The organism is Aromatoleum tolulyticum (genome assembly GCF_900156155.1).
Lineage (GTDB): Bacteria > Pseudomonadota > Gammaproteobacteria > Burkholderiales > Rhodocyclaceae > Aromatoleum > Aromatoleum tolulyticum.
The window spans coordinates 172,712-186,358 of record NZ_FTMD01000006.1 but is presented as its reverse complement, the minus strand read 5'-3'; the positions used below and the strand labels follow the sequence as shown (position 1 = coordinate 186,358).

Sequence of the window (13,647 nt, the reverse complement as noted above, 5' to 3'; positions counted from 1 at the left end):
TCAGTATTCGGCGCATCGCCGCTCCTCCTCCATCAGGTCACGCCGGTAATGCCACAGCAGCGCCGCAGCCAGCGCCTTGAGCGCCACCGGCAGCAGTGCGTACACGCCTGCGAGGACCGCCAGCGCGTCGGGGTCGCGGGTGCCGGGTGCGTACCCCAGCCGATCGAGGAGCGGCAACGCGAGCCCGGCGGCAATCGCGAGATTCGCCTTGGAGACGAGATTCCACCATCCGAACCACGCGCCCGCGCGCGGCCCCGCCGAACGCTCCCGGGCGAGCAGATCCGCGAGCATGGCCGCCGGCAGCGCCAGGTCCGCCCCCAGCGCCGCCCCCGAGAGCACGCAGATCAGCGCGAAACTGCGCAGGTCGCCCGCGCCGAGCGTCGCCGCCCAGGCAAACACCGCCATCGCGAGCAGCATGGCGAGCAGCCAGGCCCCGAGCTTTCCGAACACGGACGCGCAGCGCACCCACAGCGGCATGCTCGCGGCCCCGGCGACGAAATACAGAGCGAGGAACAGGCCGGATGCGGACTCCGCCTGCAGCACGTCGGAGACGAAGAACAGCACCGTCGCGGCGGGGATCGCGGCGGCGATGCCGTTCGCGGCGAACACCACGAGCAGCCGCGCGAAGGGACGAAAGGCGAGCGCGTCGCGCATGGCCGCGCGCAGGGACACGGCGCCGCCGTCCACCTTTGCCACCGCCGGCGCGAAGCGCAAGGTGAGCCCCGCGCCGAGCACGAGGATGAAGGGGAAGATCCAGCCGAGCAGCACCAGGCCGCTGGCGGAGTCGTGCCCGAGCACGGACGGCAGTCCGGCCGCGAGCACGACGCCCGCCAGCGCGAAGCCCTCGCGGCTTGCGACGACGCGCGTGCGCCCATCGGGTGTATCGGCCAGCTCCGCACCCCACGCGGCGTAGTTGATGGTGGCGAGCGAGTAGCCGAGCGTGACGAGCAGCAGCGACGCCGCCAGCCACACGAGCCCGGCACCCGCCGGCGGACCGAGCAGCGCGATGAATCCTGCGGCCAGCAGCGGCAGCGCCGCGACGATCCACGCACGTCGCGCCACGAAACGATCGCTCGCCCAGCCGATGAGCGGATCGGTGAGCGCATCGACGATACGCACGCCAAGCAGGACGGCGCCGATCGCCGCGAGCGGCAGGCCGAGGCCGTCCGCGTAGAGCTTGGGTGCGTGCACATAGATCGGCAGCGCGGCGAAGGCCAGCGGCAGCCCCAGCACGCCGTAGGCCAGGGCGGGTCCGCGCTCAACCTTCATCGCCGATCCCCAGCAGGCTTGAACGCAGGCCCGGCTCGCGCGTGCGCGGGTCGAGCCAGATCGCGAAGAAGGCGCGCGCGAAGTCCGCGTCACGCAACTCGGCGGTCAGCGCGCCGCGATGGTAGAAGGCCACCCGGCCGTCGGGTTCCGCCAGCCCGACGATCGTGTCGCCGGGCTCGACTGACGGGAATGCGCGCGCCAGCAGCGGTCGCCAGGTCTCGCGCCGTTCCGCGTCCGCGAACCCGAGACGCGCCATCTCGTCGAGACTGGCCGCGACGAGGCGCTCGCCGCGGATCGGTCGCGCGTAGCGGATCTCCAGCGCGAAGGGGCGCTCGGGGCGCCAGGACGCGGCACCGCGCGTCCACAGGCTGGCGTCGTAGAGCGCGAGACCGAACCAGCGCATCGTGCCCTGCCCCACGACGCCCCAGCCCGTGCCGACCCCCGGGGCCCGCGCCTCGAGTCCGGATGCGGCCGCGCGCCCGGCCCCGAGCGCGCACGCGAGCGCGATGCAGCCGGCAAGCAGCAGCGGCCGCACCCCTGCGCGCTCAGCGGTGGGCGAGTTCGAAGTGATGGACATCGATGTCGCCAACAAGGAAACCGGCCTCGCAGTACGCCAGATAGAAGCGCCACAGGCGCATGAAGCGCGCATCGAAGCCCTGCGCCGCGACCTCGGCGCGCTGCGCGTCGAACTGCGCGTGCCAGCATTGCAGCGTGCGCGCGTAGTCGCGCCCGAAGACGAAGTCCCCGGTGAGCGCGAGTCCTGCGGCGTCGGCCTGGCGGCGCACGATGGCCGGCGTCGGCAGCATCCCGCCGGGGAAGATGTAGCGCTGGATGAAGTCCGTTCCCCGCCGGTAGCGCGGGAACAGGGCCTCGTCGATCGTGATCGCCTGCACCACGCAGCGCCCGCCGCGCCGCAGGCGGCGCGCGAGCGTCGCGAAATAGGTCGGCCAGAAGCGCTCCCCGACCGCCTCGATCATCTCGATGGACACGACGTGGTCGTACTCGCCCAGCACGTCGCGGTAGTCGCACAGCGCGAAGCTTGCACGATCGGCGAAGCCTTCGCGCTCGGCGCGGGCGCGCGCATGGGCGAGCTGCGCGGGCGAGAGCGTGATGCCGAACACGAGACAGCCGAACTCCTTTGCCGCGACCTCGGCGAAGCCGCCCCAGCCGCAGCCGACCTCGAGGATCGTCTGCCCCGGCTGCGCACCAAGGCGCTCGAGGATGCGCCGATACTTGCGCCGCTGGGCCGTCTCGAGCGGCTCCGCGGCATCGCCGAAGAGGGCCGCCGAATAGCTCATCGTTGGATCGAGCCACAGCGCGTAGAAGTCGTTGCCGAGGTCGTAGTGCGCCTCGATGTTGCGCCGCGCCCCGCTGCGCGTGTTGGCGCGCAACGCATGCCACATGCGGTAGCCCGCCAGTGGCAGCAGGCGCCCGTACACGGCGCGTCCCAGCCGTGCGCGGTTTTCCGCCAGCAGCGTCAGCAGTGCGGTCAGGTCGTCGGTGTCCCAGAGTCCGGCCAGGTAGCTCTCGCCGAGGCCGATGTCGCCGCGTGCCAGCGCCGCCGCGAAGGTCTCGTGGTCGCGCACGCGCCAGTGCGCGCGCAGCGCACCGGGACCGAGGCGCAGGGTCTCGCCCCCGGGCAGCTCAAGCGCCAGCGCCCCGCCCTCGAGCGATTCGAGCAGCCCCAGCGCCAGCCGGGTCGCGCGCGGCGCACTGGACGCCGACCAGGCTACCGGTTTCGCGAGCGTATTTTCGAGGGTATTCATCGCGTGGTTTCCTCCAGCGGGGGCAGCGGTTTGTGAAAGAAGCGGACCCGTTTCAGCCACAGGCGCAGCGCCTGCCAGTGGATTCGCACGACGACAGCGAGGGTCATGAACGGATAGCGCACAAGCCAGGCGAGCATCGCGCGGCCATCGAGGGGCCGGGCGCGCCCGCCGACCGCCGTGCTGAGGCGACGCTCGCCGCCCTCCCAGTAATCGATCGCGACGGCGGGGGCGACGCCCTCGGCGTGGAAACGGAAACGGTACTCGCCCGCCACGGGCAGGAAGGGCGACACATGGAAGACCTTGATCGCGCGCAGCTCGTCGCCGGGGCGGATCGGCCCCCGGTCGCGGTGATGGATGAGGTAGTTGTGATGCTCGCCGAAGGTGTTGCTCACCTCGGCCAGAACCACCCGGAGCGTGCCGGCACGGTCGTGACAGAACCAGAAGCTCACGGGATTGAAGAGGAAGCCCAGCATGCGCGGCATCGTCTGCAGCACGACCTCGCCGTCGGCGACCCCGGCCAGTCCGTGACGCTCGAGCAAGCCACTCAGCCACGGCAGCAGCGGCGTGCCGTCGCGCGGACCGTGGTCACGGCTGCGAAACGAGAAGACATTCGCGCGCTCGACCCCGAGCAGCGGCACGGACAGGTCGCCGAGCCGCGACAAGGGCAGGCGCAGGAAGGCGGTCGGATACACGAAGCGGTTGTGCACCGGGGCGTGGCGCTCGTGAAACACCGCACCGAAACACACGGCCGGCAGCAGCGGGTCGTGCGCCGCGCTCATGCGCTGCACGCCTCCACGACGTTCTCACTGCCGCGCGCGCTGCCGCGCCAGGGCACGCGACCGCCCAGCGCCTCGACGATCGGCAAGGCCGATTTCAAGCCGTCCTCGTGAAAGCCGTAGCCGGTCCACGCGCCCGCGAACCATGTGCGGCGCACCCCCTGAATGCCGCCGAGCGCACGCTGCGCCGCCACCGCAGCGATGTCGAACACCGGATGGGCGTAGTCGAAACTCGCCAGCACGCGTGCCGGATCCGGTTCGCGCACGGGATTGAGCGTCACCACCACCGGCGTGTCGAAGGGCAAGGGCTGCAGGCGGTTGATCAGGTAGCTGACCGAGACTGCGCCGTCCACCGGTGCCGCACTCTCCCCTGCGGGGGCCGCGGCGTAGTTCCACGCCGCCCATACGCCCTGCCGCCGCGGCAGCAGGCTGGCATCCGTGTGCAGCACGGCGCGGTTGGGCTGATAGCGCACCGCCGACAGGATCTGGCGCTCGCCGGCCGTCGCATCGGCCCCGAGGATCGCCAGCGCCTGGTCGCTATGGCACGCGAACACGACCTCGTCGAAGCGGTCGATCCGCTGCGGGGTATGCACCCACACCGCGTTGGCGTCGCGAAAGACCCCCAGCACCGGCGTGTCGAGGCGCAGGTCGTCGAGCTGACTGCACATGCGCCGCACGTACTCGCGCCCGCCGCCGCGCACCGTGAGCCACTGCGGCCGATCGGCGATCTGCAGCAGGCCGTGGTTGTCGCAGAAGCGCACGAAGGTCTCGAGGGGATAATGGAGCATGGCCCGCGTCGGGCAGGACCAGATCGCCGCAGCCATCGGCAGCAGATACCAGTCGCGGAACTCGCGGCTGTAGCGGTTCGCCGCCAGGTATTCACCCAGCCCCAGCCCCGCCGCGCTGCCGCCCAGGGCGAGTCGGGGAGCCTCGCGATTGAAGCGCAGGATGTCGCGCAGCATGCGCCAGAACCCCGGGCGCGCCGCATTGCCCGGCTGGGCGAACAAGCTGCGCAGGCTCGTTCCCGACCACTCCAGGTCCGGCTGCGCCAGGCTCACGGAAAACGACATCTCCGTTTCGACGGCCTCGACGCCGAGCAGGCCGAAGAGCGCGATCAGGTTCGGGTAGGTGCGGCGGTTGAAGACCAGGAAGCCGGTGTCGACGGGATGAGTCACCCCGTCCAGCGTCACGTCGACCGTGTTCGTGTGCCCGCCCGCCTGCTTGCCGGCCTCGAAGACGGTCACGTCATGCTCGCGCGAGAGCATCCACGCACAGGCCAATCCGGAGATCCCCGCGCCGACGACCGCAATCCGGCGCGCCGGACGCGGCTCCCACGGGAGGGCTTCGCGCATGTTCATGACGAACGCCCCTGCACCGCCGCCGGCGCATAGTCGCCGCGATGAAGGAAGAGCTTCAGTGTCAGCCCCTCATCCACGGCATAATTGTCCTGGACAGAAACCGCTGCCGACGGATCGACCGGCATTGCCGCACTGACCCGCGGAGCAGTCAGGTACGTGACCAGCGCAGCACCTGCCACTACCGTCGCCGCAAGCAGCAGGATGCGCTGCACGAGAGAGAACTTAAGGGTCTTGGCTTTCATTTTGTCCTGGACAAAATTTGTACACGGCTCTAACTTAGAACCATTCGCACACTGCGTCAAGGATTTGTCCACGACAAATGAAAAATCTCACCAACCACTCCGACGGCGTCGGCATTGCCGCGGTCGAGCGCGACACCGGGCTGCCCAAGGACACGTTGCGCGTATGGGAGCGCCGCTACGGCTTTCCGCAGCCCCTGCGCGACGCCAACGGCGAGCGCGTGTACCCCGCCGCACAGGTGGACAAACTGCGCCTCATCCGCCGCCTTCTCGACCAGGGCCTGCGCCCGTCGCGCATCGTCGCGGCCAGCACGGAAGAACTCGCACAGCTGCTCGAGGCGTCGCCCGAGGCCGCTCCGCCCGCCGCCCCCGCAGGCTGGGACACCCTGCTCGCCTTCATGCAGCGGCAGGACGGCGCAGCGCTCCAGCGCGCGCTGCAACAGAGCCTGCTGAAACAGGGCCTGCAGCGCTTTCTCGCCGACACGCTCACCCCCCTCACCGACGCGGTCGGGCAGGCGTGGCTGCGCGGCGAACTGAGCGTGGCCGGCGAACACCTGTACACGGAGCAGGTGCACAACGTGTTGCGCGGCGCCATCGCGAGCCAAGGCGGACATGGCGGGTCGCCGTCCATCCTGCTCACGACCTTCCCGAACGAACTGCATTCGCTCGGCCTGCTGATGGCGGAGGCGATGTTCGCGCCCGAGGGCGCACGCTGCACCTCGCTCGGCACCCAGACGCCGCTCGCCGACATCGAGCACGCCGCCACGCAGGGCGGGATCGACGTCGTCGCGCTGTCCTTCAGCGCCGCCTATCCACCCCGCCAGGCGGTCGAGGGCCTCACCACGCTGCGTGCGCGCCTGCCCGCCGGCATTGCACTCTGGGCCGGCGGCCAGGCCGTGCGCGAGCAGCAGCGCAAGCTGCCGGGAATCCGCGTCATCGCGGACCTGCACGACGGCATCGCCGCCCTCGCGGAGTGGCGCGCCGCGCATCCGGCATGACGCGTCGGCAGGCGCATCCCGGGCGCGCGCGCTAGAATCGCGCCTTCCGGGACCGCACGCGGTCCCCGTCCCGCCGTCAGGAACCGATGCCCTACCCTCGCCCCGCCTTCGAAGCCAAGATCTGCCCCCCCGGGGAGCTGCGCGCCCGCGCCGCGGCCCTGTCGCGCCCGCTCGTGTTCACCAACGGCTGCTTCGACATCCTGCACCGCGGGCATGTCACCTACCTCGCGCAGGCGCGCGCGCTCGGCGCGGCGATGGTCGTCGCGCTGAACACCGACGCATCGGTGAAGCGGCTCGGCAAGGGCGACGACCGTCCGGTGAATCCGCTGGAGGACCGCGCCGCCGTGATGGCCGCGCTGGAATGCGTCGATCTCGTCACATGGTTCGACGAGGACACGCCGCTGCAGCGCATCCTCGACGCACGCCCGGAGGTGCTGGTGAAAGGCGGCGACTGGCCGGTGGACCGCATCGTCGGCGCCACGGAAGTGAGCGGCTGGGGCGGGACGGTGCATTCCATCCCGTTCGAGCACGACCGCTCGACGACCGCCCTGATCGGGCGCATCCGCAGTCTCTGACGCCGACGCGGCGCTCAGCCCGCCGACGGCACTCCTGCGGCCACGCCCGCCTGCGCCGTCAGCGGGGCGACACGCGGCAGGCGCACGCGCATCGTCGTCCCCGCCCCGAGGCGGCTGTCGACCGTGATCGTGCCGCCGAGCACGTTCGACAGCAGGCTGTGCACGATGTGCAGGCCCAGGCCGCTGCCCCCCTTGCCGAGGCGCGACGTGAAGAAGGGCTCGAAGATGCGCCCCTGCAGTTCGTCCGGGATGCCGCGCCCGTCGTCGCTCACTTCGAGCAACACCCAGTCGGAATCGTCCGCGCGACCGACGATGCGCACCTCGCCTTCGCTGCGCCCCTCCAGCCCGTGCAGCACCGCATTGTTGATGAGGTTCGCGAGCACCTGCCCGAGCGCCCCCGGGTAGCTGTCGAGGCGCAATGCGGCGTCCACTTCGATCGTCAGGCGGAAGGGCAGCCGCTTGAGCGACGGCCGCAGCGTCATGACGATCTCGTCGACGACCTCGCCGAGGGTGAATTCGCGGCGCTGTGCGCTCGACTGGTCCACCGCCACCTGCTTGAAACTCGCAACCAGCGCCGCGGAACGCTCGAGGTTGCGCTCGATGATCGCATTGCCCGCCTCGGCGTCCGCGAGGTAACGCTCCAGGGTCGAGCGACGCAGCCCCGTTTCGAGCTCGCGCCGCAGGGCGCGCGTCTGGTCGCCCACGGTGTTCGCGGCGATCAGGCTGTTGCCCAGCGGCGTGCCGAGCTCATGCGCGACACCCGCGACGAGCGCCCCCAGCGCCGCCATCTTCTCCGACTGGACCAGCTCCTCCTGCGTCCGCTGCAAGGTGTCGAGTGCCGCGGAGAGTTCCGCGTTGCTCCGGCGCAGGGCCTCGGTGCGCTCGGCGACACGCGCCTCGAGCGTCTGGTTGAGCTCCTGCAGTTCCCCCTGGCTCGCCACGATCGCCCCCTCGCGCTCGCGGATCGCCTGCCCCATGTGCTGGAAGGTCGCGGCGAGCCGATTGAACTCGCGCACCCGCGAAGGCCTCCACTCCAGATCGTAACGCCCCCGTTCGACGCCACGGGCGAAGAGCGACAGGTCGCGGAACAGGCGGCCGAAATAGCCGGCCTGGATCGCCGCGCCGACCAGGCCGACGATCCAGGCCGTGGCCAGCCCGACGAGCATGATGAGCTCGGCGCTCCGCGAAGCGCGGAACGCCTCCGACTGCGGCCGGATCACGAGCACCTGCCAGCCCAGCGGCGATACCGGCACGCTGCTGCCGATCATGTCGATGCCGTCCACTGTCAGGAGCACCTGACGGCTGCCGTCGTCGTGATCGTGCCGCGCCCCGTGCGGCACATCGGCGAGCACCGGCACCGTCCCGGCCTTCAGGCCGGCGGTGTCGCCGAGGAGCGCCCCGCGGCCGTCCAGCAGCAACGTGCGCAGCCCGCCGTCGTCCATCACGCCGGCAACGGCATGCAGCAGCGGCCCCGACGACAACTCCCCGAACAGCGTCACCCCCGCATGGCGGACGGCGACGACCGCGAGCGCATCGCCCGTGGACGGCGACAGCACGACGTCCGACCAATGCACGCCCGGCGCGCGCTTCATCGCCGCCACCAGCGGATGCATCGACACGTCGCGATCGACGAACTCGCCACGCGACGGGCGGCGCGCCGGCGGCACCCCCGCGGCGAAGATCCTGCCGCCATCGTCGACCGCGTACACGGCCGCGAGGGCGTCATTGCTGTCGACGAGGCGATCGAGCAGCGCCGAAACCGCCTCGGGGCTCCACGGATCGCCCGTCACCAGGACCTGCGAGATCGCACGCACCGCCGCTTCCGGACGCGTGACCTGCGCCTCGATCTGGGCCGCGACGGCGTGCGAGATCTGGTGCTGGCGCAGGGCCGTGTCGCGGTCGATCTGCGGCAGCAGCCAGAGGTCCATCAGGCCGTAGACGACCGCGAAGGTCAGCGTCGCGACCAGCAGCGAACGCAGGAAGAGCAGCCGGGAGAGGCGGACCGGGCGCATCAGGCGACGCTCGCGGCAGATCCTGCAGTCACGCGGCAACGGTCATCGCCGGAGCGAACCGCGGCCATGCCTTCCGGCGCAGCGCCCGTCATCGCGCACATTGCATGGTGCGGCAGGCCGCGCGCACTCACCATCCGCGCTGCGCGTCCGATCCCCACGAGTGCTCGGCCAGCCAGACGCGCCAGTCGTCGGCCGGCATGGGCCGCGCGAAGTGATAACCCTGTCCGAGCTGGCAGCCCATCGCCTGCAGCCGCCCGGCCTGCTCGGCCTGCTCGATGCCCTCGGCGATCAGTTCGATGCCCAGCCGGTCACCCAGCCCGCACACGAGGCCGGCGATATCGCCGCCCTTGCCGGCACCGCCGATGTCGTTGATGAAGGCGCGGTCGATCTTCAGACGATCGACGTTCATGCGCTGCAGTTGGCTCAGCGACGAGAAGCCGGTGCCGAAATCGTCGATCGCGATATCCAGCCCCATCGCCTTGACGCGCCCGAACAGCTCGATCATGCGGTCGCCCTCGCCCATCGCGACCGACTCGGTGATCTCCAGCTCGATCTGCCGTGGCGACACGCCGCTGTCCTCGATCGCCGCACGCAGCCGGCCGAGGAAGTGCGGATCGCGGAACTGGATCACGGAGACGTTGATCGCCATGCGCACCGCGCCGTGCCCCGCCTGCGCCATGCGCGCGGCCTCCTCGCAAGCACGCCGCAACACCCACTCGCCGATCGACACGATCAGGCCCGAGCGCTCGGCCAGCGGGATGAAGCGGTCGGGGGGAATCATCGCGCCGTCGCTCGTGCGCCAGCGCAGCAGGGCCTCGGCGCCGACACAGCGCCCCGAGGCGAGTTCGACCTGCGGCTGGAAGACGAGGAAGAGTTCGTTCGCACCGAAGGCGCCGCGCAGGTTGTGCAGGAGATTCACGCGCCCGCGGATCTCCTCGCTGACGCCGCGGTTGTAGCGCGCGACGGACCCCCGCTCGGCCTGCTTCGCGCGCTTGAGCGCGAGGTAGCCGTCCTCCAGCGCCTCGCTGCCGTCCCCGCCGACGTCGTCGAGGCGGACGATGCCGACCGTCACCGACACGATGATGCTTTCGCCTTCGACCTCGAGCGGCTCGGCGAAGAGCCCGTCGAGGCAGCTCACGTCGGCGTCGTGCGCGGCCCAGAACACCGCGAAGCTGTCGCTGCCGACCCGCGCGACCCGGGCGCTCGCACCGCAGCCGGCGACGATGCGCGCGGCGACACCCTTCAGCAGCGCGTCGCCGTAGTGATAGCCGAAGGCGCCGTTGATCTCGCCGAAATGGTCGACATCCACGACGGCAAGCACCCCGCGCCGGCCTTCGCGTTCGTGCAGGTGGGCGTCGAGCAGTTCGAGCAGCTGCCGGCGGTTGGGCAGATGCACCAGCGGATCGAAGTACGAGTATTCATTGAGCCGCTGCACCAGTTCGATGTTGTCGAGACACACCGACACGTTCGCGCAGAACACTTCCAGCAGGGTCGGATCGAGCTCGTCGGCCAGGTAGCCGGTTTCCACGTAGGCGGCCAGATCGCGTCCGGGCCGCGAGCCGAAGTACAGCGCGATGCCCTGCCCCGGTTCGACGACGTTCGCACGCTGCGTCAGCGCGCGCTCGAGGATCGCGCGGATGGCCGGATCCTGCAGCGCGTCGAGCGGCTGGCGGCAGGCATGGCCGAAGCGGCCTGCCGCCGCGATGACCTCGCACGGCGCGCCGGCATCGCGGCGCACACACACCAGCCCCTCGGGGGGCAAGGCGAGCAGCCCGGCGATCTGCGTGATGACGCCGCCCGCGAAGTCGGCGAGCCCCTCGCAGTGCAGCAGTTCGGCGCTGCCGCGCACGATGTGCGCCAGTCCGGCCCGGCTCGCATTGACGATGCGGATCTGCTGGTAGGCACGGATCGCCGCGGTGAGCGCCGCGTACAGTCTCGTACGCGAGAGCTCCGACTTGTTCCTGTAGTCGTTGATGTCGTAGTCGCGGATCGCGTCGAGTTCCGGCGCGTACCCGGGCTGGCCGGTGCGCAGGATGATGCGCACGTCGTGCATGTGGAAATGGTGGCGGATCTCGTCGACGAGACGCAGGCCGGCATCCTGCGTTTCCATCACGACGTCGAGCAGGATCACCGCGATGTCGCGCTCTTCGGCGAACAGCGCGCGCGCATCGGCGGCCGACCGGGCGTGCAGGAAGGCGAGCGGGCGCCCCAGGATCTCGGTGTTGGCGAGGCTCAGCTCGGTACTGCGATGGACGTCTTCGTCGTCGTCGACGATTGCGACCTTCCACCGGGCAGAGACGGCGGCAGGCGCGAGCTGCGCTTCGGCAGCGAATTCGAGCAGTTCGTCATCGGGATGATTCATCTACGCCACGTCACCCCTGGATTCCCCGCCGCGACTCGCCCACCGTGTCGCGCCAGTCGGACGTGATGTTTTCCTCGAATTGCGGAAATTCGCGATCATGCTCCATCAGCAGGCGCAGGATCGTGCGCGCATGGTCGCCGGGAAAACCCCGCCGCTGGCCGTCGCGGGTGTCGTTCATGAGGCGGTTGATGAACTCGCGGCAGTCGCGCGTTCCCCACAGCTCGTCGATCCGCCTGAGGTGAGGATAGGCCTCGTAGAGCTTCGAAACGTTGGTCTTCCGCATGGGACCCCCCAACCTTGCACAATCCGCAACTTTCGTAATAGTCGAACGATAACACCGTCATCGCCCTGCGTCGAACCCCGGCGCCGCAACCCCGCCGGCGCCGATGCCGAATGCATCACGGCAAGAGTCCGCAATCGCGCTTCCCGGTCTGTATCGCCCGGGGCGGCACCGGTAGAATGCCAGCGATGACCGCGCACACCCCTACTTCCCCGCTACACGTCCTCGAACACGTCTTCGGCTACACCGCCTTCCGCGGCGAACAACAGGCCGTTGTCGAACACGTGACGGCAGGCGGCGACGCGCTGGTGCTGATGCCCACCGGGGGCGGCAAATCGCTGTGCTACCAGGTTCCGGCCCTGCTGCGCCCCGGCACTGCCGTGGTGGTGTCGCCGCTGATCGCCCTGATGCAGGACCAGGTAAGCGCCCTGAAGGAGGCTGGCGTGGCGGCAGCCTACCTGAACTCGAGCCAGGCGGCCGACGAATCCGTCACGGTGGAACGCGACCTCGTCGGCGGCCGGCTCGACCTGCTGTACGTGGCGCCGGAACGCCTGCTCACCGGCCGGTTGCTGGCGACGCTGGACCGCCTGCACGAGGCCGGTCGCATTGCGCTGTTCGCGATCGACGAAGCGCACTGCGTGTCGCAATGGGGCCACGACTTCCGCCCCGAGTACCTGCAGCTCTCGGTGCTGTCGGAACGCTACCCGGGCGTGCCGCGCATCGCGCTGACCGCGACTGCCGACGCCGAGACGCGCGAGGAGATCGCGCAGCGCCTGGGGCTCGCCACGGCACGCCGCTTCATCTCCAGCTTCGACCGGCCGAACATCCGCTATCGCATGGTCGACAAGGACAACCCGCGCAACCAGCTGCTCGCCTTCATCCGCGACGACCACGCGGGCGATGCCGGCATCGTCTATTGCCTGTCGCGGCGCAAGGTCGAGGAGACCGCCGCGTGGCTGGAGGAACAGGGCATCCGCGCGCTGGCCTATCACGCAGGCATGCCGCAGGACGTGCGCGCGGCGAACCAGAGCCGCTTCCTGCGCGAGGACGGCATCGTGATGTGCGCGACGATCGCCTTCGGTATGGGCATCGACAAGCCCGACGTGCGCTTCGTCGCCCACCTCGACCTGCCGCGCTCGATCGAAGGCTACTACCAGGAGACCGGCCGCGCGGGCCGCGACGGCCTCGCGTCGCAGGCGTGGATGGCCTGGGGCGCGCAGGACATCGTGCAGCAGCGGCGCATGATCGACGAATCCGAGGGCAACGAGGACTTCAAGCGCCGCGCCCGCGCGCGCCTCGACGCGCTCGTCGGACTGGTCGAGACCACCGGCTGCCGCCGCCAGCATCTGCTCGCACATTTCGGCGAGACGGGGCAGCCCTGTGGCAACTGCGACAACTGCCTGGAACCGCCGAGCACCTGGGACGCGACCGACGCCGCGCGCAAGGCGCTGTCGGGGGTGTTCCGGACGGGGCAGCGTTTCGGCGCCGGCCACGTGATCGACGTGCTGCGCGGCGAGCTCACCGACAAGGCGCGCGACTGGGAGCACGACAAGGTGAGCACCTTCGGCATCGGCGCCGACGTGGATGAGAAGACCTGGCGCACGCTGTTCCGCCAGCTCGTCGCGCGCGGCCTGCTGGCCGTCGACCACGACCGCCACAACGCGCTGACGCTGACCGACCTGGCGCGGCCGCTGCTGCGCGGCGAGTCGAAGTTCGCGCTGCGGCTCGCGCCCGAGAAGCGCCGCACCAAGCGCACGCGAAGCACCCGCATGGAGATCCTCGACGGCGTGCCGCTGACGCTGTTCGACCGCCTGCGCGCCTGGCGTGCGGCGACCGCCCGTGAGCGCAATGTGCCGGCGTATGTAATCTTTCACGACGCCACGCTGCGCGAGATCGCGCTCGCGCGGCCGGCATCCATCGAGGAACTCGCACATATCTCGGGCATCGGCGATCGCAAGCTCGAAGCCTACGGGGCGTCGATCGTCGCCGAGATCGCGCGCGAAGTCTGATCG

Annotated in this window: 12 protein-coding genes; 3 read left to right on the top strand and 9 right to left on the bottom strand. The window is 70.4% G+C overall.

Annotated elements, in window-relative coordinates:
* Genes BW991_RS11020 through BW991_RS10995 form a run of 6 tightly spaced genes read right to left on the bottom strand, consistent with a single transcriptional unit; the run spans position 1 to position 5,411 of the window.
* Positions 1 to 1,269, bottom strand: coding sequence for an MFS transporter (locus BW991_RS11020; RefSeq protein WP_076602159.1), 1,269 nt, complete (start codon positions 1,267 to 1,269; stop codon positions 1 to 3).
* Complete coding sequence (locus BW991_RS11015; protein WP_084205052.1) at positions 1,259 to 1,846, bottom strand: chalcone isomerase family protein; 588 nt, start codon at positions 1,844 to 1,846, stop codon at positions 1,259 to 1,261. The genes BW991_RS11020 and BW991_RS11015 overlap by 11 nt, the downstream gene beginning before the upstream one ends.
* On the bottom strand, positions 1,815 to 3,035 hold the full coding sequence (locus BW991_RS11010; protein ID WP_076602158.1) for an SAM-dependent methyltransferase: 1,221 nt from the start codon (positions 3,033 to 3,035) through the stop codon (positions 1,815 to 1,817). The genes BW991_RS11015 and BW991_RS11010 overlap by 32 nt, the downstream gene beginning before the upstream one ends.
* A complete protein-coding gene (locus tag BW991_RS11005) occupies positions 3,032 to 3,814 on the bottom strand; it encodes a DUF1365 domain-containing protein (RefSeq protein ID WP_076602157.1) in 783 nt (260 codons plus the stop codon). The genes BW991_RS11010 and BW991_RS11005 overlap by 4 nt, the downstream gene beginning before the upstream one ends.
* Positions 3,811 to 5,169: an NAD(P)/FAD-dependent oxidoreductase gene (locus tag BW991_RS11000; protein WP_076602156.1), complete on the bottom strand. Its 1,359-nt coding sequence runs from the start codon at positions 5,167 to 5,169 to the stop codon at positions 3,811 to 3,813. The genes BW991_RS11005 and BW991_RS11000 overlap by 4 nt, the downstream gene beginning before the upstream one ends.
* Entirely contained in the window at positions 5,166 to 5,411 is a 246-nt protein-coding gene (locus tag BW991_RS10995) for a hypothetical protein (protein WP_076602155.1), read from the bottom strand. Before BW991_RS10995 ends, BW991_RS11000 begins: the two co-directional genes overlap by 4 nt.
* 77 nt (positions 5,412 to 5,488) lie before the next feature.
* Here BW991_RS10995 and BW991_RS10990 point away from each other — a divergent pair, with 77 nt between their 5' ends.
* Entirely contained in the window at positions 5,489 to 6,406 is a 918-nt protein-coding gene (locus tag BW991_RS10990; protein WP_076602154.1) for a MerR family transcriptional regulator, read from the top strand.
* An 86-nt stretch (positions 6,407 to 6,492) separates the two neighbouring features.
* Complete coding sequence (gene rfaE2 / locus BW991_RS10985; RefSeq protein ID WP_076602153.1) at positions 6,493 to 6,981, top strand: D-glycero-beta-D-manno-heptose 1-phosphate adenylyltransferase; 489 nt, start codon at positions 6,493 to 6,495, stop codon at positions 6,979 to 6,981.
* Between the two features lie 14 nt (positions 6,982 to 6,995).
* Here rfaE2 and BW991_RS10980 read toward each other — a convergent pair whose 3' ends face one another.
* The 3 genes from BW991_RS10980 to BW991_RS10970 form a co-directional block, all read right to left on the bottom strand.
* A complete protein-coding gene (locus BW991_RS10980) occupies positions 6,996 to 8,993 on the bottom strand; it encodes an ATP-binding protein (RefSeq protein ID WP_076602152.1) in 1,998 nt (665 codons plus the stop codon).
* 127 nt (positions 8,994 to 9,120) lie between these two features.
* Complete coding sequence (locus tag BW991_RS10975) at positions 9,121 to 11,355, bottom strand: putative bifunctional diguanylate cyclase/phosphodiesterase (RefSeq protein WP_076602151.1); 2,235 nt, start codon at positions 11,353 to 11,355, stop codon at positions 9,121 to 9,123.
* A 10-nt stretch (positions 11,356 to 11,365) separates the two neighbouring features.
* On the bottom strand, positions 11,366 to 11,638 hold the full coding sequence (locus tag BW991_RS10970) for a hypothetical protein (RefSeq protein WP_076602150.1): 273 nt from the start codon (positions 11,636 to 11,638) through the stop codon (positions 11,366 to 11,368).
* 176 nt (positions 11,639 to 11,814) lie between these two features.
* Between BW991_RS10970 and recQ the strand changes: the two genes are divergently transcribed.
* Positions 11,815 to 13,644 carry a DNA helicase RecQ gene (gene recQ, locus BW991_RS10965; RefSeq protein ID WP_076602149.1) on the top strand — a complete coding sequence of 610 codons (1,830 nt, stop codon included), beginning with the start codon at positions 11,815 to 11,817 and terminating at the stop codon, positions 13,642 to 13,644.
* The last annotated feature ends 3 nt before the right edge of the window (positions 13,645 to 13,647 follow it).

Excerpts from the sequence above, each read along its gene's own strand:
- BW991_RS11020 (WP_076602159.1), bottom strand. The coding sequence starts at position 1,269 with ATGAAGGTTGAGCGCGGACCCGCCCTGGCCTACGGCGTGCTGGGGCTG.
- BW991_RS11015 (WP_084205052.1), bottom strand. The coding sequence starts at position 1,846 with ATGTCCATCACTTCGAACTCGCCCACCGCTGAGCGCGCAGGGGTGCGG.
- BW991_RS11010 (WP_076602158.1), bottom strand. The coding sequence starts at position 3,035 with ATGAATACCCTCGAAAATACGCTCGCGAAACCGGTAGCCTGGTCGGCG.
- BW991_RS11005 (WP_076602157.1), bottom strand. The coding sequence starts at position 3,814 with ATGAGCGCGGCGCACGACCCGCTGCTGCCGGCCGTGTGTTTCGGTGCG.
- BW991_RS11000 (WP_076602156.1), bottom strand. The coding sequence starts at position 5,169 with ATGAACATGCGCGAAGCCCTCCCGTGGGAGCCGCGTCCGGCGCGCCGG.
- BW991_RS10995 (WP_076602155.1), bottom strand. The coding sequence starts at position 5,411 with ATGAAAGCCAAGACCCTTAAGTTCTCTCTCGTGCAGCGCATCCTGCTG.
- BW991_RS10990 (WP_076602154.1), top strand. The coding sequence starts at position 5,489 with ATGAAAAATCTCACCAACCACTCCGACGGCGTCGGCATTGCCGCGGTC.
- rfaE2 (WP_076602153.1), top strand. The coding sequence starts at position 6,493 with ATGCCCTACCCTCGCCCCGCCTTCGAAGCCAAGATCTGCCCCCCCGGG.
- BW991_RS10980 (WP_076602152.1), bottom strand. The coding sequence starts at position 8,993 with ATGCGCCCGGTCCGCCTCTCCCGGCTGCTCTTCCTGCGTTCGCTGCTG.
- BW991_RS10975 (WP_076602151.1), bottom strand. The coding sequence starts at position 11,355 with ATGAATCATCCCGATGACGAACTGCTCGAATTCGCTGCCGAAGCGCAG.
- BW991_RS10970 (WP_076602150.1), bottom strand. The coding sequence starts at position 11,638 with ATGCGGAAGACCAACGTTTCGAAGCTCTACGAGGCCTATCCTCACCTC.
- recQ (WP_076602149.1), top strand. The coding sequence starts at position 11,815 with ATGCCAGCGATGACCGCGCACACCCCTACTTCCCCGCTACACGTCCTC.